Origin of the sequence: Liquorilactobacillus hordei DSM 19519 (genome assembly GCF_019443985.1) — a bacterium.
Lineage (GTDB): Bacteria > Bacillota > Bacilli > Lactobacillales > Lactobacillaceae > Liquorilactobacillus > Liquorilactobacillus hordei.
The window spans coordinates 1,144,877-1,167,673 of the sequence record NZ_CP049303.1 but is presented as its reverse complement, the minus strand read 5'-3'; the positions used below and the strand labels follow the sequence as shown (position 1 = coordinate 1,167,673).

The 22,797-nt window shown below is 34.9% G+C and carries 22 protein-coding genes and 1 pseudogene; 2 read left to right on the top strand and 21 right to left on the bottom strand.

Annotated elements, in window-relative coordinates:
* Positions 1-213: 213 nt before the first annotated feature.
* The 19 genes and pseudogenes from G6O70_RS06825 to agaB all read right to left on the bottom strand — a co-directional run bounded on the left by G6O70_RS06825 (position 214) and on the right by agaB (position 17,127).
* Positions 214-843, bottom strand: coding sequence for a glycosyl hydrolase family 8 (locus tag G6O70_RS06825; RefSeq protein WP_157047945.1), 630 nt, complete (start codon positions 841-843; stop codon positions 214-216).
* On the bottom strand, positions 828-1,337 hold the full coding sequence (locus tag G6O70_RS06820; RefSeq protein ID WP_157047946.1) for a glycosyl hydrolase family 8: 510 nt from the start codon (positions 1,335-1,337) through the stop codon (positions 828-830). Before G6O70_RS06820 ends, G6O70_RS06825 begins: the two co-directional genes overlap by 16 nt.
* An 8-nt stretch (positions 1,338-1,345) precedes the next feature.
* A pseudogene (locus G6O70_RS06815) lies at positions 1,346-2,656 on the bottom strand (glycosyltransferase family 2 protein).
* 148 nt (positions 2,657-2,804) lie between these two features.
* Complete coding sequence (locus G6O70_RS06810) at positions 2,805-3,032, bottom strand: hypothetical protein (protein WP_057869147.1); 228 nt, start codon at positions 3,030-3,032, stop codon at positions 2,805-2,807.
* A gap of 2 nt (positions 3,033-3,034) precedes the next feature.
* Positions 3,035-3,670 carry a hypothetical protein gene (locus tag G6O70_RS06805; RefSeq protein WP_057869148.1) on the bottom strand — a complete coding sequence of 212 codons (636 nt, stop codon included), beginning with the start codon at positions 3,668-3,670 and terminating at the stop codon, positions 3,035-3,037.
* A gap of 269 nt (positions 3,671-3,939) precedes the next feature.
* Positions 3,940-4,269, bottom strand: a complete 330-nt coding sequence (locus tag G6O70_RS06800; RefSeq protein ID WP_057869149.1) for an ASCH domain-containing protein — start codon at positions 4,267-4,269, stop codon at positions 3,940-3,942.
* 189 nt (positions 4,270-4,458) lie between these two features.
* Positions 4,459-5,220, bottom strand: coding sequence for a DeoR/GlpR family DNA-binding transcription regulator (locus G6O70_RS06795; RefSeq protein WP_057869150.1), 762 nt, complete (start codon positions 5,218-5,220; stop codon positions 4,459-4,461).
* A 344-nt stretch (positions 5,221-5,564) separates the two neighbouring features.
* On the bottom strand, positions 5,565-7,019 hold the full coding sequence (locus G6O70_RS06790) for a glycoside hydrolase family 1 protein (RefSeq protein WP_057869151.1): 1,455 nt from the start codon (positions 7,017-7,019) through the stop codon (positions 5,565-5,567).
* Between the two features lie 135 nt (positions 7,020-7,154).
* Positions 7,155-8,069 (bottom strand): ROK family protein, encoded by a 915-nt coding sequence (locus G6O70_RS06785; protein ID WP_057869152.1) that lies wholly within the window; start codon positions 8,067-8,069, stop codon positions 7,155-7,157.
* A gap of 92 nt (positions 8,070-8,161) precedes the next feature.
* Entirely contained in the window at positions 8,162-9,355 is a 1,194-nt protein-coding gene (locus G6O70_RS06780; RefSeq protein ID WP_057869153.1) for an MFS transporter, read from the bottom strand.
* A gap of 26 nt (positions 9,356-9,381) precedes the next feature.
* Positions 9,382-10,272, bottom strand: coding sequence for an alpha/beta hydrolase (locus G6O70_RS06775; RefSeq protein WP_057869154.1), 891 nt, complete (start codon positions 10,270-10,272; stop codon positions 9,382-9,384).
* A gap of 84 nt (positions 10,273-10,356) precedes the next feature.
* Positions 10,357-11,226, bottom strand: coding sequence for an AraC family transcriptional regulator (locus G6O70_RS06770; RefSeq protein ID WP_057869155.1), 870 nt, complete (start codon positions 11,224-11,226; stop codon positions 10,357-10,359).
* Positions 11,227-11,505: 279 nt separating this feature from the next.
* Positions 11,506-12,426, bottom strand: coding sequence for a manganese-dependent inorganic pyrophosphatase (locus G6O70_RS06765; protein WP_057869156.1), 921 nt, complete (start codon positions 12,424-12,426; stop codon positions 11,506-11,508).
* A 43-nt stretch (positions 12,427-12,469) separates the two neighbouring features.
* Positions 12,470-13,438, bottom strand: coding sequence for a LysR family transcriptional regulator (locus G6O70_RS06760; RefSeq protein ID WP_057869157.1), 969 nt, complete (start codon positions 13,436-13,438; stop codon positions 12,470-12,472).
* Between the two features lie 186 nt (positions 13,439-13,624).
* Positions 13,625-14,200 (bottom strand): beta/alpha barrel domain-containing protein, encoded by a 576-nt coding sequence (locus tag G6O70_RS06755; RefSeq protein WP_057869167.1) that lies wholly within the window; start codon positions 14,198-14,200, stop codon positions 13,625-13,627.
* A 407-nt stretch (positions 14,201-14,607) separates the two neighbouring features.
* Positions 14,608-15,033, bottom strand: coding sequence for a PTS sugar transporter subunit IIA (locus G6O70_RS06750; protein ID WP_057869158.1), 426 nt, complete (start codon positions 15,031-15,033; stop codon positions 14,608-14,610).
* A gap of 2 nt (positions 15,034-15,035) precedes the next feature.
* Entirely contained in the window at positions 15,036-15,845 is an 810-nt protein-coding gene (agaD, locus tag G6O70_RS06745; RefSeq protein WP_057869159.1) for a PTS galactosamine transporter subunit IID, read from the bottom strand.
* Complete coding sequence (agaC, locus tag G6O70_RS06740) at positions 15,835-16,644, bottom strand: PTS galactosamine transporter subunit IIC (RefSeq protein ID WP_057869160.1); 810 nt, start codon at positions 16,642-16,644, stop codon at positions 15,835-15,837. The genes agaD and agaC overlap by 11 nt, the downstream gene beginning before the upstream one ends.
* Positions 16,645-17,127 (bottom strand): PTS galactosamine transporter subunit IIB, encoded by a 483-nt coding sequence (gene agaB, locus G6O70_RS06735; RefSeq protein WP_057869161.1) that lies wholly within the window; start codon positions 17,125-17,127, stop codon positions 16,645-16,647.
* 236 nt (positions 17,128-17,363) lie between these two features.
* On the opposite strand from agaB, the gene G6O70_RS06730 reads away from it, so the two are divergent.
* Positions 17,364-18,668 carry an IS1380 family transposase gene (locus G6O70_RS06730; RefSeq protein ID WP_057870478.1) on the top strand — a complete coding sequence of 435 codons (1,305 nt, stop codon included), beginning with the start codon at positions 17,364-17,366 and terminating at the stop codon, positions 18,666-18,668.
* A gap of 475 nt (positions 18,669-19,143) precedes the next feature.
* A complete protein-coding gene (locus tag G6O70_RS06725; RefSeq protein ID WP_057869367.1) occupies positions 19,144-19,434 on the top strand; it encodes a type 1 glutamine amidotransferase family protein in 291 nt (96 codons plus the stop codon).
* 128 nt (positions 19,435-19,562) lie between these two features.
* On the opposite strand, the gene pflA is transcribed toward G6O70_RS06725, so the two are convergent.
* Both pflA and pflB read right to left on the bottom strand, forming a co-directional pair.
* On the bottom strand, positions 19,563-20,360 hold the full coding sequence (gene pflA / locus G6O70_RS06720) for a pyruvate formate-lyase-activating protein (RefSeq protein ID WP_057869366.1): 798 nt from the start codon (positions 20,358-20,360) through the stop codon (positions 19,563-19,565).
* A gap of 125 nt (positions 20,361-20,485) precedes the next feature.
* Entirely contained in the window at positions 20,486-22,744 is a 2,259-nt protein-coding gene (pflB, locus tag G6O70_RS06715; RefSeq protein ID WP_057869365.1) for a formate C-acetyltransferase, read from the bottom strand.
* Positions 22,745-22,797: the final 53 nt, after the last annotated feature.

Genomic DNA, 22,797 nt, shown 5'->3' with positions numbered 1-22,797 from the left:
AAGTAGCAAAGACCGCAGTGTGCCCCTATTTCAAGAAAATTTGAGTACTAACTTGAAATTAGACAGGTAGTGGGTACTTTGTTATGAGTAAGCCGAAGTTAGATGGAAAATTTTGACTTATGGAACACGTCTATACGAAATAATTAGCGAGGTTGAGTCAAAAGTTAAATTCTGACCCAGCCTCGCTTTTTTATTTATCTGAAATTTAGCATGTTAATTCTTGAAGAATTTCTCACTAGCCAGAGTAACTAATGCCGATTGGTAATAATTATTCACCTCTAGCTTTTGCATAAAAATATATTTTTCCAACTGCGTTAACTTGTTGTACTCCTTTGAATCTTTTGCAGCATAGAAGATAGGAGCGCCAAAACTTGCAGATTGATAATTCGATAATTGTTGCCCACTCAAAGTATATCCACCAGCAATATTTTCTCTTGACATGAAGAACTTCATCATTTTACGTAACACTAACCTGCTTTTAGAATCATTACTCTGTGATAAATTATATGGTAATCTACATGCATTGTAGTAGTAATAGCGATTATATTTACCAAAATGACTTTTCTTACCTACACTTGTAACTGAACCATCTTTTTTTATCCAAGCCATATCAGGAATTAATCCAGTCTTGTGTTTCTTACTCAACTCTACCAAATTAGACAACATCTTATCTTTTATACTCAGCCATACTTTATCCCCTGTAAAATGATAGAATTCCTCAAATTGAGCTGGCAATACATCAGATGTCCGCAACAAATTTGCATATTTTGTACCCTTAGCCCAATTTCCAACCATTAATGACCCAGTAGAACTATTATAATTATATTTTAAGATATCTTCCAAAATAGCTTTCGCCTGTTTCTTATAATAGGGAGCCTTCTGGGGCCATTTTTAGCAGCTCTAATTAAAGAGTATACAATGTATAAATCACCATCAGTTGCATTGTTGTGATACTTTTTTACCCGTTTACCATTGTGTGATATAACTTGTTTCCATGACATCAAATTAGTTCCAGCATCCCTGTTACTCAAATAATAAGCATCTAACTTATCAAACGTTTCCTGCGGTTTATTTGAATCCGTATGTGTTTGTTCAGTCGCTATCAGCATTCCGTAACCTTGTGCCTCTGACAATGAAATATTAACTTTCTTTGTTCTTTTCGTACTAATAAATGCCTTCTTTTTTCCCGACACCTCATGAACAAATAATTCATTCCACTGATTATATATAGAAACTTGTAACTCTCTTGGACTTTTTTGCCTAATTACTAACAAGGTAACACTAACAACTAATATCACTACTGCAAAAAAGGTATAGCTCAAAATACGCTTCTTCATGGTTTCTCCTAATCATTAAATCTTTTTGTTTTAACCCACTTATTTCCCTTTCTTCCAAGTATCTTATCCATAAATACCGAAGAAATTGCAGAAACTGAAACAACTAAAAACAATTGCGTAAAAGTAAAATAAGATACCAATGCTAACCAGATTTGCTTAGTTGTTGTTTGCCCAAATTGAGAAGCTGTTGCAATTCCAATCTGTAATAGGTAAAGAAGAATCATAATCATCCAATTAAATAATAAAAGCTGTGCAATGTATATATTACTAGCTGAAAAGGTAAAAGGTAGCACTAAGTTAGGAATAAATACCATTAAGAAAATCGTTATCACATTCGCCAAAAAAATTATATCGGAAAAAACGATTGCGGCATTAAACCAAAAAAACGTACAACTATAATAAAATATCTCTAACTTCACACGCCAACTACTTCTATCAAATAAATGCTTAAAATTAGCTATCACAACCTCATAATTGCCTTTCGCCCATCTTTTTCATTGTAAATAATAAGAAGGTAGTGTCTCTGGTTCCTGTTGAAAAGCCTCTGAATTATAGGCTAACGCAATTAAAGAGCCACCTTGCATTATTTTGAAAGAAATATCTGTGTCTTCTGTTAATGCTCCGTTGCGCCACCCACCAATTTTTTTGACAAACTCTGTATTTATAATAAAATTTGTTCCAGGAATTCTTCCAATTTTAAATAGATGCCATAGTCCAACATGTTGCACTCGTTGGGTAACGACAATTTCTTGATTTATACATTTGGTTAAAAAATTTTGATTAGCATTTCTAGTCTTATTTCTACCAAAAGTTGCAACATGACGTTCTTCATCTTCCAGCATTTTTTCAACTAAAAAATAAAGAGCATTTTCTTCTGGCATAGCGTCGGCATCATATACTCCAATAAATTCACCGTTAGCGATCTGTAGCGAATCATTCAAGACCCCAGCTTTTCCTCCAGTTCCTTTTCTATTGACAATTCTGATATTTCTACTTGTATATTCTTCAAGATTCTTAACTTTATTCATTTCTTGATAAGTATTATCCGTACAATTATCTGCATACAATAGAAGTTCCATTTTTTCCTCTGGATAATTCATATCAAAAATTGATCTGACTGTCTGGGAAATCACAATTTCTTCATTTTGTGCAGGTACAACAATTGTAATCAGAGGATAGCGGTCTAATTGTTTTACCGTAACTTTTTTATTACTGTTTTTTATCCAAAAATGAACCGCCGAAAAAAGAGTTACCATCGACATAAATATTGAAATCCAAATGGAAAAAAGGGTAATAATCATTAATATTTGACTAATCATTTTTATTTACCACCTTGAAATTTTTGTTGACCCTCTCAAGAATTATCAAATATGAGATAAAAAGAACGATTGTCAAACAAAGAAAAATTAGAGTTATTACCACCGCTGCAATAAAAAAAATTGATGTAATATTCATAACCGCTCCTTTCTATTGGTACTCAACAACAATGTCAGTCTCCAAACCACGTCTTACCTTCTTCTCCAACTTCTCGTAAGAATCAATTTTCTCCAGCTCTTTATTGCCGACTACCTCAAATGAAAAACGAAATTGTAGGTTGTGTTCCAAATTCTGATTTACAAATTTAATTTTATCTAATTCACGTCTAGTAATTACTGTCAAGTCCTGCTGCAACTGTTCTGTTAATTTGGGTGACAAGATTAAAACGTTGCGTCATCAATGAAAAAGATTGATTCATCAGGAGTTCTAATATCTTTCAATGTATCCGATATACTTTTTAGAATCTCTCTATACTCATTATCACTGATAATTTTAAATTGCCTGCTGTGTGCCCATTCAATGCATGTAACATTCATTTCAATATTAAGGTTTTTTTCCATCGCATCCTTGATAAATTTTATATACTTCATAAAATAGTTTTCTGCATTTTTTCGATTTTTTAATTTTGTAACTGAATTTATATGACTGATATAAGTGGAAATATTATCCTTTGCAGAAAGTGCTGATCCCCTAATACCAACTAAATACTTAATCCAAATACCTAGAGCACAAAAAATGGGAAATGTTAATACTAAAACTATCCGTTCAACATTCGGCACATAAACTAAGCCGAAAATCATAATGAAACTACCGAATAAAAGAACAAATAATGCAGCCCACGTAACCAACAAACTTGGTAGAACAATTGAGGTCAATAAGCCTAGTAAAATTAAGATACAGGTAGCAAAATAGCTACTACTATAACTATTTTGAACGAAATTTAATAATACGATTACTGCCAGAACTAAAATAAATATGGCAATTTCTATTCTCATAAACCTGGACAAAATTTTCATTGTAATTCTCCTAATTCTTGAAATAGTTACTCTATAAGATATGATTCTAATAATTGGACGTACAAAACATATCTATTGAGTTATACTACTTTAAAAGTACATTTCAATAGAAAATTACATTTTTAAACAAAAAAGAGTATTTTAGTAACCGATTCTACTTGAAAAAATCACACATTTTCCATATATGTTTAAAAAAACATACAAAAAAAGCATCTCACTCAGTGTGAAACGCTTTTTATTACATTTATGCTTATTCTAATTCGTACTTACTATTCATAATTTGGCTTTAAAACTTTCATTTTGACTGCCAGTAGTCCTTGTTTTTTCACAGTAGCGGAATCATATATCCCTGATAATTCCTTGGGTTCCATTCCGATTGCTTCTGGAGTGTAACGCTGGTAGAGTTCTGTCATTGTTCGGCACTTCTTAATACTCCACGCACTCGTCAATATCACATCTTCGTTATTACTTTCTCGGTGGATGGAAAGTGTGTCACCTACACCAAAATGCTTCATTTGTTCGTCGTTGAGAAAGACTTCAACTGTCTTGGTTCCTTTTGAAATCTTGTTGAATAATTCATCACCTAAACTGATATCCACTATAATCAACCTCCTGCAAACACTAGCTACTTGAAACAAATTACAAAAACTATTATTCTGCAAAACAAGGTGTTACTTAGTTAACAGAAATAAAAAAATGCTAACTATATAATTAAAATACTATTATATTTTTATAAATTTTGCAAGTTTTGTAACTAAGCAATCATGTAAGAGGTCTTTAAAACAGCATTAATCAAGCTCACCAGCAAGTTGAATTTTAGTTGATTCAGGAAAAATTGCCCGCTCTGCAACAGTTAATTCGCGATCAGTAATAAACATCGAGATCTTATCAGGAGAACAAATACGAAAATAAGAGTTATTGACAAATTTCTGATGTTCAGCTACCAAGATAACTTTACGCGCCCGTTCAACAGCCTTACCAACTATTTCTGCATCTTCTTGATTAAGCAAGTAGACCCCATGTTCATCAATTCCAGAAGCAGCAATAAAAGCAGTGTCCAATGCTACGTTCTCCAATTCGGTAATCGCTGCACTTGAATGAAAAAAACGGTTTTGGTGATCTAATGTACCGCTTAAAACTTTAACATTTACCTTACTTTCTTCCGCAAGTGCCATACAATTATCCAGTGAATGGGTAATAATTGTCATCGGCAAATTTAAACTCTGGCATGTCTTCAATAAAATTGTTGAGGCATCAACAAAGTAAACTCGATGCGCATGAAAATAATTTAATGCTTCCAATGCAATTTTTGTCTTCTGCTCAGTAAAGCGCGAAAGACGGCTTTGAAAGTTAGGTACCTTATTTCCAAAGTCAAGCGGTAAAATGCCTCCATGTGTTCGCTTCACTTCACCTCTTTCTGCTAAAAGCACAATATCACGTCTCGCAGTATCTTGTGATACTCCAAATTCAGACATTATATCTTTTGTAGTTAATTCCTGCTTTTCATCTAGCAGTCTTTTGATTAATTCAATTCTTTTTTCTTGACTCATAAGATACTCCTCAAATCTATTATTAACTTTTTAAAAATCTAAAACTAATTATACTCTATTAAGGATATCAAGACAAATACTTAAAAAAAACACTTGTTGTGAGAAAAGCTTATAAATTTATGAATCAGTAATCATTACAAATGTCTAAATATTTGTGTACCAAATACTAGGATAGGAGCAGAATGTATATTTGGTCATAAAAAGCGCCCTATAATAATTAAATTTTTGCCTAACCATTATAGAGCATTTCATTACGGCACAGTCCCTTTTTTAATTCAATATAATTAAAATTTATCGACTATCGGAAATTCTTTACTAGCATCATTATTTTTCAGCCACTTTGCTTATAAGCTCTTCCCATTACTTTCGATAACCTTTTTGTACCAATAGAAAGAATCCTTACGTGATCTATCAAGTGTCCCGTTTCCTTCATCATCCAAGTCAACGTAAATGAAACCATAACGCTTACTCATCTCACCAGTGGAAGCACTCACTAAATCAATACATCCCCACGGTGTATATCCCATTATCTCAACACCATCGCGAATCGCTCCTTGCATCGCCTCAATGTGTTGCTTTAGGTAATCAATCCGATAATCATCATGAATTGCTCCATCTTCTGCCACAACATCTTTGGCACCCAATCCATTTTCAACAATAAACAGTGGTTTTTGATAACGATCGTATAATTCGTTCAACGCAATTTGCAGGCCTTTAGGATCAATCTGCCAACCCCAATCGCTGCTCTTCAAGAAAGGATTAGCCACTCCACCGATTAAGTTGCCAGAAACGCCTTCATCACTACCCTCACGTGTCACATCAGTTACCATCGACATATAATAACTGAATCCAATATAGTCAACAGTGTTTTGTGCTAATAATTCCAAGTCCTCAGCAGTAATCTTTAAGTTAGCTGGATCAACATTATGTTCTTTTAACATACGTGCTGTAGACTGCGAATACTTGCCTCTCACCTGAACATCTGCACAAAAGAAATTGAAGTCTTGCATCTGCTTCAAGTTAGCATATTGATTAACTGGATTAGCATCGTATGCATAGCTCGTTGCATACAAAATCATACAGCCAATTTGGAGCTGTTCATCAAGTTCATGTCCGATTTTAACTGCTAATGCACTTGCAACAAATTGATTATGCCAAGCTTGGACAACATTAGTGAAATCATTCGCCCCATTGCTTGGAACAAGCCCTTGACTCATTACTGGAAAATGAAATGCTGAATTAATTTCATTAAATATCATCCAATAAGTAACCTTAGAATGATAGCGTTCTAAGACCACACGCGCAAAACGTTCATAAAACTTGATTAATTCTCGATTTTTCCATCCACCGTAAGTCTGTGCGAGGTTCAATGGTAGTTCATAATGAGAGATAGTAATTACCGGTTCAATCCCATACTTTAGACATTCATCAATCAAGTGGTCATAGAATTTCAGACCTGCTTCATTAGGAGTTTCTTCATCACCTTGCGGGAATATTCGCGACCAAGCAATTGAAAAGCGATAGCATTTAAAACCCATTTCTCCGAACAACTTAATGTCTTCTTTAAATCGATAATAATGATCTATTCCTTTATGGTTTGGATATGTGTATTTTTCATCTTCAAGTTGCCAGTCAAATTCCTGACTGCCTGCAATTGCAAAACGTTCTTTACCACCTGGCAATGCATCTGCAATTGATGGACCCTTACCATCTTTATCCCATGCTCCTTCAAGTTGGTTAGCGGCTGTCGCACCTCCCCAAAGAAAACCATCTGGGAACTTCTCTTTAATATCAAACATCTTTTTCCTCCTTCAGAATTCCAAACTATTTCCAATCTTCTATATGAAACAGCAATAAATGGTACTGCTTTCATTTGTTGTTACTACAACATTTACAACACACTACCTTTATCTATAGTTTACCATATTCTTCATTCAGGATTCTAAACCATTATCAACTTTTTGTAATAAGCCGTATAATGCCCCATAAAGATTAGCACTGTTTTCAAACTTGGCTTTTTGTATACGCGGCATTGTTAAAGTTTCTTCTAATAGAGGTAGCTTGTTTAAGATTTTCTTGTACTCTTCGTTGATAGTATCGATGAGTATTGGTTGACTACTTATCCCACCACCAATTACAAAGTCAGTTACATCAATGACTGTTTGAATATTTATAATTAACAACGCAATTTTTTTACAATATTCTCTAAGAATCTGAACTGCTTCAGTATCCCCTTCATTTATTAGTGTGAAAACTGCGCGCCCATCTTTTTTATCTGGCAGATTCTTTTTTACTGCAATTTTTTCTATCATTTTTACAGCTGACAAGGTCATTCCAACTAATTCCTCATAACCTACATTTTCAAAATTACTCATCATAAAGCTAAGTTCTCCAGCTTGAAAATGACTTCCTGGCAAGAGATTTCCATTGATAACTATTCCGCCGCCAACACCTGTTCCTAATATTATTGCTGCAGCATCATTAATATCCTTAAGATTTCCCAACCATATCTCCGCAAGAGCAGCGGCCTTCCCATCATTTTCCACACCAACAGGTATCACAGCAACCTCTTCATGGATAAATTTCTCAAAATTAAATCCATCCAAAAATGGTAATGATCCTCCAAAATATACAATACCTCGTTTCGAATCAACTTTACCTGGAACACTAAATGCAACTCCATATATTTCATTTTTGTGTCTCGAAATAATTTTAATTATGGATTGCCTGAATTCCGCCAAATTTTGCGGAGTATCCACTGCATCTTTTTTAATGAGATTTCCAGAGTGATCAATTAACCCGTACTTAATTGCAGTCCCACCAATATCAATACTAAGATAATTACGCATAACTTCTCTCCTCTCAAATACTTTTGCTATTTTAACTTTCTTTTTGAATTACCATAAAACAAAATTAAATAGACTTGAAGATCAAAAAAGTATTAGTTAATCTTTATTTGCTGTTTATGAACCCTAAGATAATGTACCAATGCAAAGCTAAATATTAAGGAAAATGCAACTGCACTCAGAATCATAATATTACGCGCAGAATTCATTCCAAATATCTGCCCAATCATACTGACAACTGTTGGTGAGATAAAGCAGCCAATATTAACCAAAATTAGAACAATTGTTGTCCCTAGATTAATTGAATTTTGTGGTGCTGCCCAATCTAGCCAAGCATACATGTACGGAACTCCGATGCCAAAACCAAATCCAAGGATAATTACGGCTATAAATAGTAATACAATATTTTGAGACATTGCTATTAATATGAATCCAAGTGTAACAAGTGCAAAACCTAATGGAAAAACCTTATCATGTAGCTTCTTAAAGAAAAATCCAAAGCTTGCACCAATCGGAATTCCCACCAATGTTGATATTCCTGCAACTAGGGCTGCAGTACTTGATGTTCCAATTTTTTCGCTAACGATTAAACTAGGCAAAGCAAATGAAACTGGCATATAAAACATGAAAATCAAGAACATTAATAATGAAATCAGAATTACTTTCTTATTGACACTTTGTTTTTCCACATTACTTTTCTTTATCTTAGTTGCACTATTTTGCTTTTTTGAAAGAGGAACAAAAAACGTAAACAGTATTAATGATGGTACTACTAGAAAATAAATTGCAAATGCAGCATGCCAGCTGATTGTAACTAAATAACTAAGTAAAAATGATGCAAGTGCTGCGCCGACACTCCCCATTACATTTTGATAACCAATCATTGCAGCCAATTCTTCCTCATTATTTTTATAAAACTCTGGAATCAAGCTAACCGCCAACGAATTAAAAAGACCAATTCCAAAACCTAACAATAATCTCGAAACTAATATTGCTATATATCCTGTTGAATACATTGGAAATGTTCCAGCAACCAGTGTGATTATCAATCCAGTTATAATTGTTGGTTTAGCATTTATAAAACGAACCATGAACGGACTAATCAACAAGCCAATTACTATTCCAAAATTAGGAATAGTCGCTAAAGTATCTACCCCAGCTGAGCTAACTCCGGGAAAGGCATTGTACATCAAAGGAAGAGCAGAAGAAATTTGTGGCGCCATCATTAAAAACAAGGAAATAGACAGCAGTGATACTTTAAATCTCATATTGTCTTTGACATTATTCATGTTATTACCTCCTAGCTAGCAAACCCTCATTTAACAATAAATTTCTTAAAAAAATCAATCTCATCATCATTAGCCTGATTTGCAATTTTATCTTTCTGATTGATTAAGAAAACATGTGGTCGCGGATTATCCTGATCTCCGTACTCTTTAAATACGTGTTCTACTCCAATTTCTGTTAAAAAACTATCTAGTTTGATTGATAATTCTCTAATAAAATCCTCGTTTGCCGTTGAAATATATGTTGGTAAAAAAGACGTGGTAATATATTTCTCTGTATTCAACATGTCTGATTTTTCTTTTACTATCTCGGGTGTAAAATATCCAACAGTTGCTCCACCTATGACTCCTGGATCTAATACAAAAGCAGCTGCGCTATTCAAGGCAAGTGCTCTGAATTTTAAATCAGTCAACTCATATCCAAATTTTTTTCGGTACTCTGCATTTTTTAGAATTGCGGTGTATTGTTCAGCCATTTGTCCACCAGCACTATCTCCCACCAAAAAAACATTATTTTTATCAAGTCCATATTCATCTGCATGTTCAGCAACCCAATGAACATAACGATTCACATCATCTAATTCTTCTGGGAAAACAGCCTCGGGAGCTAAACGATAGTTAGGATTAATAAAAGCAAACCCTCTTTGAGCTAAACCCAGTCCATAGAATTGATAAGTTTCTTTGGTCCCATAACACCAGCCACCACCGTGAATATTGATAATCACCGGTATTTTCCCAATCACATTTTGTGGGATATAAATATCTAATAAGTTCCACGTTGGATCCGGACCATAAGGGATATCATCTATTCTGGTTACTCCTTCAATTTCTCTAGGTAAACCAGCATCTCGTTCATCATCCCCCTTCTTCCAATCTACCCTGATTTGGTTGATCATCTCTAAAACGTTTTGTTCAGTCATAAAAAGGTCCCTCCTTTTTTGTTTACGCTTTCATTTTAAAGTATATTATCTACTCGAACTAGCACTATCTAATCTTAATAACTGTCAATTATTGTTCTCTTTATAAATCGTAAATGCATTTTTTCCATATATTCCTATAAAGGCTTTATTCATAGCACGAGTTGTGGAAAACCCATTTTTACTTGCAATCTGCGTTAAATTTCCGGCTTTTCCAATAAGATCATAGTAGGCTTTTTGTACTCTAACATTTGTAATATATTGTCCCACTGTTAAGTTCATATACTTCTTAAAAAACTTTGTTAAATATACTTTTGATATATTAACCTCAGAAGCAATCTCATCTAAGCTTATTCTTTTATAATAATTCTCATGTACAAACTTTGTAATCATTTGAATCCTGTTCACTACGAATTCTTTTGTACCATCTTTTCTATTGTATTCATTTTTTGATTTAGCAAAGTATTGAATAAGCAACTGTAAAACCTTGATACTACTAGCTTCCAGCTTCAAGTTTTTATATTTATCGTCACTTTTCATTACCAGATACATTTCAAATAGACTTGTTTGTAGTTTAATATAAGCTTCTTTTTCAATCGAATTAAACGTATCCGTATCATTTATATTGATAACTTGGTTCTCAATTTGTGGACATAACCGATTAACAAACGCATATGGAAAAATAATTGATAGTGCCTCGCTTTTGTCATTTCTTCTTGCATAAACACTATGCAATTCTTGCGAATTAATAACTAGTACCCTACCACCACTTGTTGTAAAATGTTTCTGATTTATAACAAAATCATCAATACTTCCAAAAACTGTGTATGATATCTCTATGCCTTGATGCCAATGTGGCGCAACAAATATCACATTTCTTTCATTATGCAAATATAACCATACAGATAAGGGATCAGTTGGTTTAACAATCTCATGTATAAACGATGCATCTGCCATCAAACACAACTCCTTCACAATTATTTTTTATCCATCGTAACATAAAAGCAATAGTCGCTAAAATTCAAATTGGATACAAAGCAAAAAGAAGCTGAGCCAAAAGTTAAATTTGACTCAGCCACTTTTTTTATTCTGCATAAATATGTTCCATACATCAAAATTCTCCGACTAACTTCGAATTATTCCTAGCAAAGTTCTCACTATACTCGTAATTTTGAGTTAGTCCTTAAATCTTCCCGACTAATGTCACACTATCCTAGCTAATTATGCTTTATTAAATTAAAATGCCTTTTCAAGTTGAGGTACAACTTGTTTCTTACGTGAAACAACTCCAGGTAATTCTGCTTTATCGTCTATTAACTTAACAGAAAATGCTGTTTCAACAACATTCTTTGGTTCACCGACAACGAGCAATCGTGTATTGCTATCAAGAATATTTGTAACCATTAACAAGAATAAGTCGTACCCTTCAGTAGCACTTTCCTCTTCAATTGCATTACGCAATGCTACTTCGCGTGCAAAGACCTCATCAAGATCAACAGTATTTACTTGATCAATTCTAACTGTCTTGCCACCCATTTCAAACGACTTTGCATCAGCATCAATTAATTCTTTCTCAGATTTGCTTCCTAGATTAGTTCCTGCTTTAAGCATTTCTAAACCATATGTCTCATAATCAACAGCAGCAATCTTAGCCAATTCTTTAACTGCAACTTCATCAGCCGGTGTAGTTGTAGGAGATTTGAATAATAAAGTATCTGAAATAATTGCAGATAACATTAGTCCAGCTAATTTTGCAGGAATTTTTATACTATTTTGTTTGAACAGCTTGAAAATGATTGTACTTGTACAGCCAACTGGTTCAGCATAGTAATAAAGAGGAGCTGAAGTTTCAAAGTTAGCAATTCGATGATGATCAACAACATGTGTAACCGTTACATCCTTAATATCATCAACGCTTTGTTGCGCTTCGTTGTGGTCGACAAGCATGACAGCTTCAACTTCTTTGCTGACTTCAGTTACCACACGTGGTGTTTCCTCGGAAAAATGTTCCAAAACGAATTTAGTTTCTTCATTAGGTGTTCCTAAAGCAACAGCTTCTGCATCCGCACCAAGCTGATTTTCTAGATATGCAAAAGCTTTAGCTGCAACAATTGCATCTGTATCAGGATTTTTGTGACCAAAAACAAGTTCTTTCATCAAAAAGATCTCCATTCTTACTTATTTAATTCTCTAATTTGATTTAACCTTGATTGCTTATTTCTGTCAAGCGGGAAATATAATCTTTTTCTCCTAAAAAAACATCAAAGCTTGCTAAAAAACTTGCAATTCGCGGAATTTGATCTTTATCCTTGCGAAAAACAAAAGCCAAGTCAAAAGCGATTTCTGGATCAAAATGTGCCTCACTGAGTTTCTTTTCATTTTCATTTTGATGAGAAATCACAAAGGATGTTGGCAAAGCAGTGTTAACCCCTGTTGCCTGTGCAAAATCAAAGATCTGTTCTGGGGTCGCAAAGTGAGCAACACTATGTGGTTTATCAACCAATGCATTTTTGTATGTCTCAAGCAATGTACTGTTTAGATAATACTTAGGCGGATACGTAACCCAATCACGATTCAGTGTATCACGCAGTTTGATACGTCTCTTTTTTGAAAACTCAGTCTCACTATGTAAAAAAATCAAGTTTTCTTCAATTATTTTTTTGGATTCATAAGGTTTCCAATTCTTAATACTATCATCTGGAAGATACATTACTGCTAAATCAATATTGTTACTCTCAAGAAGTTCCCAAATTTCCTTGCGAGTCAACATATGATAAATAATTTTTACATCACTATGTTGCCTATAGTATTCGATCGCGAATTGAGTAAAGACATGATCTTCAACTGAAGCCAAGATTCCAACGCTGATATCTCCTTGAACAGCGCTCGTTGATTGCTGAATCTCATCAGCCGCACGGTTCAATGTCTCATAGATTTGATGAGTTGCATCTAACATTGTATACCCCGCGTCCGATAAGTGCAGTTTTTTCCCAACGGAATAGAATAATGGTGCTCCAACCGTTCTTTCTAGCTTTTTTATTTGTTGTGTCAATGCTGGTTGCGTAATTCCTAGAATTTGCGCTGCTTGTGTATAGCTCATTGTTTCAGCTAATTGCAAGAAATAACTAAGCGTTTTTGAAGAAAAAATGTTCTCTTGTTTTGTCTTCATACTTCAATTCCCCTTCATTATTAATTGTTAAATATTATTCGCTGTTGCTTGATAATTATACGCTTCATATTTAATTTATAGATTAATAATAAACAATATCGGGGACACTTACAATAAAAAAACCAATTTTAAATTAAATATTTTTATGGAGAATTATTTTCATCGTATTTATTTATACTTGAATACTCAAAATCCAAACTCACGATATTCTTTCATTTTCCGGGAAAATAAACTGCCCGTTGTTGGCGGTGTATAAATGATTGCGTTTGCTCCGGCCTCGATTACAGAACGAATAGATTCATCTGAATGACCGCCTGTTGCAATCAACGGGACTTCCGGATATTTTTTTCTGATTTCCTTAACTATTTTAGTAGTATCCTGTCCACCGCTCACATTGATAACATCAATTCCTGCTGCGAATTTCTCGTCAAAATCAACATTTGCTGAGATTACAGTCATAATTATAGGAATATCAACAACATCATTTATCAATTTAATTGTATCTACCGACGTAGGTGCATTTACTATTACTCCCAGGCTTCCCCAACTTTCAGCAAAAAGACTCATGTCTGCTGATCGTTTACCGTTTGTTAATCCACCACCTACTCCTGAAAAAACCGGTTTATCAGAAGCAACTTGGATAGCTTGCATAATAGCAGGATCTGGTGTGAATGGATATACAGCCCAGATTGCATCAGCATTTGTGTTTCTAATAATCGCTATGTCTGTTGTGAAAATTATAGATTTAACATTTCTCCCCATAAATGAGATTCCGCTTGCTTCTCCAATACTAGAAGGAACGGTAATTGTTTGCTTTCTCAAGTTAGTTGAGACATTGTATTTGAATGAATTGATTGAACTCACCCCTCAATAGATAGTGGCGCACAACATTTACTTATAAAATGTCAGCAATAATTAAAATAACATATTAATGGCTTTTATCAACTAAAAATTTCGTGAGAAAAATCGGAAAATGTAATACTTCTTTGAGATCTTGAAAAAATCAGATTTAATCTAATTAAGAATGTAGTATATTTTGACTAATTTGAGTAATTTTTATTTCAAACTATATGTTATGAACACGAAAAAGCGGGGTCAAAAGTTAAAATTCTGACCTCGCCTTTTTGTTTGTTACGAATAAATGTGTATCTTATATCAAAGTGCTATTTCTAGATTCCATCTTCCTCAGATTCATCTATAATTTGTGTTTTTCTAACGCCAAACTCCTGAATGCCATTTTTGGCAGCCTCAACCAAGCTTTGAGCAATCCCATGTACATCCGTGGCATCTTTTAAGTTATTTTGCAATCCAACTTCTAATAGTGAACCTACATTACAACCCGCAATAACTGCAACTTCATATTTTTCTTTTTTATACACTGCTTGTTTATATGGAGTTCCACCGGTTAAATCACAGAAAAAAACAGCCTTAGGATCAACTTGCAAAAGTTCTTCAAATTTATTAGCAAGTTCCTGTTCATTCATATTAGCTGAAAAATCAATATATCTAACATTTGGAATTGAACCTGCCAGCAATTTAACTGTTGATTCGATACCAGTTCCAAAATTACCATGTCCTGTTACAATAATTTGCATCTTTAGAGAACTCCCATCCATGAAAATAGAATTGCCAATAAGAATGTTAGAATTATCAGCGTTACTGGACTAACATTTTTCTTTTTCAATAACCAATATAATAGAAAAGTATAACCAAGTGGAAGAATATTCGGAAAAATATTATCGAGGAATTCCTTCTGGATTGAAATCGTGTGAGAAGATGTTACTTGTATTTTAGTAACTACATTAATTTGAACATAAGTTGCAATTAGTCCTCCGATCACCGTACATCCGAGAACACTGGCTGCATGTGCAACAATTGCAGAATTCTCGTGTATCTTTGAGATAGCCCTAGTCCCAGCTGAATAGCCTAGATGAGCTATTGGGATTCTTGCCAGAAACATAGCAACATACACTATAAAGAACACTAGCGGTCCAAGAATACTTCCTTGTTTTGCAAAAGAAGCTGTTACACCAGCAACAATTGGCAAAATTGTGTACCAAGTAATTGCATCACCTATTCCGGCAATTGGACCAAATAAAGCTACTCGCAAACCATCAATTGTTGATCTTTCTTCACCGTTTTCTTCCAAGGAAGCTTCAAGTCCCATCAACAATGGCGCAGCATAATTGTTAGTATTTATGAACTGCAGGTTTGCTTTAACAGCTTCAATAAGTCCTTTTTTATCGTCGCCATATACTTTTTTCAAAGAAGGTATCATGGCAAAAGTCCAACCATCAGCTTGCATTCTCTGATAGTTCATTCCAGATTGATTAAATAATGATAATAGACCTAACTTCGTAATATCTTTCTTACTTAATTTATTTCTTTCCTTTTTCTCAGATACCATCTTCTTCACCCCCAGCATTTTCAAGTGATTGTTCTATGTTTTTAAATTTTTTGCTTATTTCTCGTGCTTTTTTCTCCCTACCATATTCGATCCAGGCAAGAGATGCTCCAATAATTGCGACTGGCATTAAGTTACCGAACTTAATGAAGCAAGCAGCAGTAAAACCTAACAATAAATAAGGTACATACTTTGTCTTTAACATACTCTTGAGCAATAAACCAAATCCAACAGCAGGTAAGATGCCACCAGCAATTGTGAATCCATGACTTAACCACGTTGGCATTGAGTTAACTAATGTTTTCATTAACCCTTGTGCTCCATATACACTTAAAAATGAAAAGACACTATAAGCTAAAGCTACCAAAACAGTTGGTAAAAGTACGATTATCCCAAACTTACGAAATTCCCCTTTTGCAACATATTCATCAGCCTTCTTCGTGAATACTGAAAAAATCGAATAACAAAACAAAATTATATATTGCATTAAAATACTAAAAGGCAGCGAAAGCCCAATTGCAGTTGCAGGGCTGTGCCCAGTGGTATGTGCAATTACGACAGTCATTATTCCTGCCATAATGGGATTAGGTGGCTGTGTTCCACCAACTGGTGTTAATCCTGCAAATGCAAGTTCAGTCAATCCACCAGCAACTATCCCTAATTTTAAATCCCCTAGTAAGAATCCTGTTACTGTACACACAATCATTGGCCTAAATATGTAAAAACCTTCTAACCAAAAATCTATCCCAGCAATAATAGCAAAAATTGCTATCAGTATCCCTTGAGTAAATGTAATTGCCATTTAAATCACATCCTTAATTGCTATTTTTCTCTCCTCTGGAACATCTTGAATATAGACATCTACACCTAACTCAACCAACTTACTAAATGTATCTTTGTCATCTTGATCAACATAAACCTTCTTCGTAAGTTGTACTTTTCCTTCACTATGGTGCATATTGCCAACATTTAATTCAGCAATCGGAACTCCTCCTTGTACTAAACGAAGTACATCTTGCGGTGTTTTAACAATTAAAAATATTTTTTGTCTTGGACTTGCTTTTTCAATTGTAGTAATTGTTTTCTCCAATGACCAAAAACGAATTCCCACCTCTGAAGTTTCAGCTGTTGCTGACATTAATTCTTGTTGTAGCTCACTTTTTGCTGCATCATCATTTGCTACCAGTAAAAGATTGGCACCAATCGAAGAAGTCCAAACAACCCCGACTTGTCCATGCACTAAGCGATTATCAATTCTAGTTAAAACGATATTTGGTATACCCATTATAAAATTCCTCCTTCTCAACTAATTAGCATAATATCTATGCAAACCTATTTAATGGTATCTCGTTTTGTAGAAACCTGATTTATTCACAAAAATACACAAGATACCCATCAAACACATGCTTCACGCGTTTGATGGGCATTTTGCATTTTCACCTTTTAAGTGCACAAAAAGAGCCTCAGCTCTGGTATAGTTAAATTGCTAAACAAAACCACATGAGAGAAGAGGACTCTACATTGAAAACTTTACAGGAAATGGCATTCAATTTCAACAAGAATATTTTAGTATCGCATACGGGTGGTCAATTATCTTCCGATGGCGGGCTAACATTGTGTGTAGAACTGATGGCAAAGTTTCAGTTCACCAACTTGGCCGATAAACTATTGAGGTTCAATGACCAGCGACGATATTGTCAACACAGTAATTCTAGTATCTTAAGACAGTTAACTCTTCAGATTATTGCCGGTTATAGCACAGATTCTGCGGCAACTTTTTTAGAAAAAGAACCGCTTTTTAAATTATTATTGGATAAACCGTCTTTGGCTTCACAAGCAACAATATCACGTTTTTGGCAACGCTTTGATAAAGATAGTGTTAGCACATTACAGACTTTAAATGAGGCTTTGATCGACCGTGTTCGACTATTAACCAACCAGACAGCCACGATTATTGATATCGATTCGACTCACTCAGACACTTATGGCAAACAGGAAGCCACTAACTACAACGCACATTATGGTACTGAAGGATATCATCCATTACTGGCAACTGATCAAGATGGTAACTTATTGAAAGCTGTCTTGCGTCCTGGAAATGCCTACACCAGCAAAGATGTAAAAGCTTTTTTAACACCACTATTAAAGCATTATCAAACTCAGCTGCCCACGACTGACATTCTGGTTCGTGGTGATAGTGGCTTCGCCACGCCAGAAGTTTACGATGTCTGTGAAGCCGACGATGTGTTTTACATTATTCGACTCAAACGCAATCGGAAACTGCAGAATCTAGCTGAAAAGTTCGTCAAGATCAGTGATCAAACCCAGTGGCAAGAGAAAGAGACTCACTACTACTCTGAAATCTATCAATCAGCATCGTGGCCTAAGCCGCGGCAGATCTATGTTAAATCAACTCGAGCAGCCGGTGAACTGATCTTTTCACATGAATTTATCGTTACTAATCTGACTAATTTAACGGCTGAAACAGCCTTTGAACTGTATCACAAACGCGGCCAAATGGAAAATTACATCAAAGAAGCTAAAGCAGGTTTCTTTTTCGATAAGACTGATAGTTCAACGTTTAATGCCAACGCTGCCCGGATGATGGTTAGTGTACTGGCTTACAATATTGTCAACTTTTTAAAGCAGCTAGCACTGACAAAACATGATTCAGGTTTGTGCGTTAGCACATTGCGGATCCGTTTATTCAAATTTGCGGCACGTGTCGTGCATACTGGCCGACGCATTCAGTTGCGACTGAGCTCGTATCATGTTTACCATCGACTGTTCTACCAGGTTCTACAGCGTATCCAGGCTATTGAATAACCGGCAAAATTAAAAAAATCTGTACAACCAAGGGACAAGTGTATCCAAAAATTCAAAGCAATTCTGAGTTAGTTGAAAAATCTCACTAGCTAGAACTTATAAACATAGTATTTCAGCAAAAGATAAAGACATACCCGTCAGTTTTCGAAAAAATACGAAAACTGACGGGCTTTTAATGAACTATGAATAATTCAGGTAGAAATAGTAAATATTCATTTAAGTGCATAGATAATTTATTTCTATATCGGATGTAAGAAATTGTAACATTACTCAATTTTAAGTAAAGTGGAATAGACCAATTAATTGTATAAATAACTTATACCTTGCTAAACCTTACTTTATTCTTAATAATTAGCAGATAATCTTTTTTTACAAATCTTTCTATTATAGCTAAAAATAATATTCTAATAATAAATTAGCTATTTTTAAGATCTCTTCATAAACTTGCACTGAAAGCTAGCTACTGTTTAACCGTTTGTACTGGGTCTGCGTTACTTGCTGCCACACACTTTATGGATGGAAAAAAGCAACCTCAAATAAATTAGCATTTGACTGGGTAACAAGTATTAATACTCAAGTTCATTGGATCAAAAAAGCACGTTGGGTTGTTGATGACCATCTCTATTCTTCCTCAGGTGTATCTGCCGGAATTGATATGTCGCTTGCATTTCTAGCAAATATTGTTGCTGAGGATGTTGCAGATAGTGTTGCTAATCATATTGAATATAACCGTGTAAAAGATAAAGATAACGACCCCTTTGCGTAACCATTTGCAGCTTATAAAATATATTTTTCCAAAATAAAAAAAGCACCTTACAAAACTTGACTTGTTTGTCCAAATTTTGTAAGGTGCTTCACTTATGTCACATTATTTTTTTATACAATTTTAATTTATCATTTTAAATAGCCTTGGTAATCTTCAACATGCAATAACTTTTCTGCATTTTTTACACGTTCCGGAGTTGGCGGCTCAATACCATCGAGTTTATACTTAATTCCCATCTCTTGGTACTTGTGTACACCCATTGTATGATATGGAAGCACTTCAACTTTTTGGACATTGTGCAATGTTTTAATATAATTACCCAGCTGTGTCAAATAATTGTCAAAATCAGTTCTCTCTGGAATCAATACATGACGAATCCAAACTGGTTTATCAATGTCCGATAGATATTGACACATATCTAAAATATTTTCATTTCTAAATCCTGTCAACTTACGATGTTCATCAGAATTGATATGCTTGATATCAACTAATAAAATATCGGTAACTTTCAGTAGTTCATTGAAGTTGTCAAACCAAGGCTGGCGCCTAGTAAATGGCTGACCACATGTATCTAGACAAGTATTGATCCCCAATTTCTTACATTTTGTGAATAATTCTAAAGCGAATTCTGTCTGCAACATTATTTCGCCACCACTAAGTGTAATACCTCCCTTTTCTCCCCAGAATTGGCGATATGGTAGTGCCAGCTGAAGAATTTCATCAGTCGTCATCTCAGTGCCGACATTTTTACGCCACGTATCAGGATTATGACAAAACTGGCAGCGCATGTTGCAGCCTTGCATAAAGACAACGAAGCGAATACCAGGCCCATCGACTGCTCCAAAACTTTCAGTTGAGTGCACATATCCAATTATTTCACCATCTCGCGTTGGAACTTTACGTTCGTGCATTTGCCTTTGTATCATCAATCTTACCTCCCTTACTGCCTAGAAATAAAAAGGATCGTGGCATCCCACACTAGCCGCAATCCTTTTTATCTCATCACATTCAAGTGCTGAATTATTTGTTTAAAACTGTTTATTTTTAATTCCTACATACTTTGATGGAATGTTCTCGAAATAACATCATCTTGTTGTTCTTTAGTTAAATCTGCAAAGTATACACAGTAACCTGAAACCCGGATTGTTAATGTTGGGTAATTTTCAGGGTGTTCCTGAGCATCAAGGAGCGTTTCACGTTTGAAAACATTAATGTTCAAGTGATGACCATTATTCTTCATATACCCATTAATCATGTTTACTAAAGCATCTTTTTGCAACTCTTCATCATGACCTAGTGTCGTTGGTGTTACGGCGAAAGTATTGGAAATTCCATCTGTTGCGTACTTATATGGTAGTTTAGCAACTGACAATAATGATGCTAATGCTCCGCTTTCCTCTGCACCGTAAGCAGGATTAGCTCCAGGAGCAAAAGGTTCACCTTTTTGACGTCCGTTAGGTGTTGTTCCAGTATTCTTACCATAAACAACATTTGATGTGATTGTCAAAACAGAGGTTGATAGCTTAGAACCGCGATATAAATGATGCTTGTTCATCTTCGTGTAAAGTGACTTAACGAGCCATACTGCAATTTCATCAGCACGATCATCATTGTTTCCATAACGTGGGAAATCATTATCTGCCTTAAAATCAACTGCAATCCCGTCTTCGTCACGAATAACTTTAACATGCCCGTACTTGATCGCCGAAATCGAATCTGCTGCAACAGATAGTCCTGAAATACCAGTCGCAAATGTTCGATCTAATCTTGTATCTTTAAGAGCCAACTGTGCTGATTCATAATAATATTTATCATGCATATAATGAATGGTATTTAAAGCATTGACATAAACATCAGCTAACCAATCTAACATTGGATCAAATTTCTTCATAAATTCATCATAATCAACGTACTCTGACGAAATTGGTTCATAAGCAGGTCCTACTTGTGCTTTACCAATCTCATCTTTACCACCATTAATTGTGTAAAGTACAGTTTTAGCAAGGTTTGCACGTGCTCCGAAGTATTGAATTCCATCTGCAACTGGTTGTGCTGATACACAACATGCAATTGCATAATAGTCAGTACCCCATTGTTTACGCATTAAGTCATCATTTTCATATTGAATTGTTGAACTCTCAACTGAAACTGCAGCTGCATAGTGCTTAAAAGTATCTGGTAGTTTTTGTGACCACAACAATGTAATATTAGGCTCTGGAGCTGCACCCATATTCTTCAGCGTATTCAGAAATCTGAATGCTGTCTTTGTAACATGATGTTCCCCATCAATTCCCATTCCTGCTAAAGATAATGTTGCCCAAATTGGATTACCTGAGAATAAGGAATTATATTCAGGTGTACGAATGAAGGAAACCATCCTTAACTTCATTGTAAACTGATCAATTAACTCTTGAGCTTCTTTTTCATTCAAAATACCACGTTCAATATCACGCTCAACAAAGATATCAATAAAAGTATCAACTCGTCCAATCGACATTGCAGCCCCATTTTGTTGTTTGATAGCTGCTAGGTATCCAAAATAGAGCCATTGAATTGCTTCTTGCGCTGTTGTAGCTGGTTGAGAAATATCGTAGCCGTATGATGCCGCCATATCCTTAATCTGGTTAAGCGCTCGAATTTGCTCTGAGATTTCTTCTCTCATTTGGATAACACTATCTGTCATCTCTCCATCACCATAATTGTCTAAATCATTTAATTTAGATGCAACTAAGTAATCAATCCCGTAAAGCGCAATTCTTGGAAAGTCACCAACAATTCGACCACGTCCGTATGCATCAGGAAGACCTGTTACAATCTTATAGTGACGTGCTCTTTTAACGTCTGGAGTATAAGCATCAAAAACACCTTGATTATGAGTTTTTGATAAGTCATTGAAAAAGTGTTCTATTTCTGGATCAAGTTTTAATCCGTATGATTCAAGGGCATCCTTTGCCATACGAATTCCACCATATGGCATTAAGGCTTTCTTTAAAGGTTTATCTGTTTGAAGTCCTACAATTTTTTCAAGATTCTTGTCAAGATATCCAGGGCCATGTGAAGTAATTGTCGAAACAACCTTCGTATCTGCATCAAGTACACCACCTGCAGCACGCTCTTTAAGTTTTAAAGCAACCAAACGGTCGTTAAGTTCCTTTGTCTCAGGTGTTGCATCTTCAAGAAATGATTCATTACCATTATATTGTTTAAAGTTTTGTTGAATAAAATCACGGATATCAACCTCTGACTGCCAATTTCCGCCACTAAATCCTTCCCATGCCTTTGGTTCCACTCTCTTCTCAAGTTGTTTCATTGTCAAATGCCTCCTTATTGAAGTTAAACATAGTTTCTATGCAAGCGCTTTCT

Excerpts from the sequence above, each read along its gene's own strand:
- G6O70_RS06820 (WP_157047946.1), bottom strand. The coding sequence starts at position 1,337 with ATGAAGAAGCGTATTTTGAGCTATACCTTTTTTGCAGTAGTGATATTA.
- G6O70_RS06805 (WP_057869148.1), bottom strand. The coding sequence starts at position 3,670 with ATGAAAATTTTGTCCAGGTTTATGAGAATAGAAATTGCCATATTTATT.
- G6O70_RS06795 (WP_057869150.1), bottom strand. The coding sequence starts at position 5,220 with ATGAGTCAAGAAAAAAGAATTGAATTAATCAAAAGACTGCTAGATGAA.
- G6O70_RS06790 (WP_057869151.1), bottom strand. The coding sequence starts at position 7,019 with ATGTTTGATATTAAAGAGAAGTTCCCAGATGGTTTTCTTTGGGGAGGT.
- G6O70_RS06785 (WP_057869152.1), bottom strand. The coding sequence starts at position 8,069 with ATGCGTAATTATCTTAGTATTGATATTGGTGGGACTGCAATTAAGTAC.
- G6O70_RS06780 (WP_057869153.1), bottom strand. The coding sequence starts at position 9,355 with ATGAATAATGTCAAAGACAATATGAGATTTAAAGTATCACTGCTGTCT.
- G6O70_RS06775 (WP_057869154.1), bottom strand. The coding sequence starts at position 10,272 with ATGACTGAACAAAACGTTTTAGAGATGATCAACCAAATCAGGGTAGAT.
- G6O70_RS06770 (WP_057869155.1), bottom strand. The coding sequence starts at position 11,226 with ATGGCAGATGCATCGTTTATACATGAGATTGTTAAACCAACTGATCCC.
- G6O70_RS06765 (WP_057869156.1), bottom strand. The coding sequence starts at position 12,426 with ATGAAAGAACTTGTTTTTGGTCACAAAAATCCTGATACAGATGCAATT.
- G6O70_RS06760 (WP_057869157.1), bottom strand. The coding sequence starts at position 13,438 with ATGAAGACAAAACAAGAGAACATTTTTTCTTCAAAAACGCTTAGTTAT.
- G6O70_RS06755 (WP_057869167.1), bottom strand. The coding sequence starts at position 14,200 with ATGGGGAGAAATGTTAAATCTATAATTTTCACAACAGACATAGCGATT.
- G6O70_RS06750 (WP_057869158.1), bottom strand. The coding sequence starts at position 15,033 with ATGCAAATTATTGTAACAGGACATGGTAATTTTGGAACTGGTATCGAA.
- agaD (WP_057869159.1), bottom strand. The coding sequence starts at position 15,845 with ATGGTATCTGAGAAAAAGGAAAGAAATAAATTAAGTAAGAAAGATATT.
- agaC (WP_057869160.1), bottom strand. The coding sequence starts at position 16,644 with ATGGCAATTACATTTACTCAAGGGATACTGATAGCAATTTTTGCTATT.
- agaB (WP_057869161.1), bottom strand. The coding sequence starts at position 17,127 with ATGGGTATACCAAATATCGTTTTAACTAGAATTGATAATCGCTTAGTG.
- pflA (WP_057869366.1), bottom strand. The coding sequence starts at position 20,360 with ATGATACAAAGGCAAATGCACGAACGTAAAGTTCCAACGCGAGATGGT.
- pflB (WP_057869365.1), bottom strand. The coding sequence starts at position 22,744 with ATGAAACAACTTGAGAAGAGAGTGGAACCAAAGGCATGGGAAGGATTT.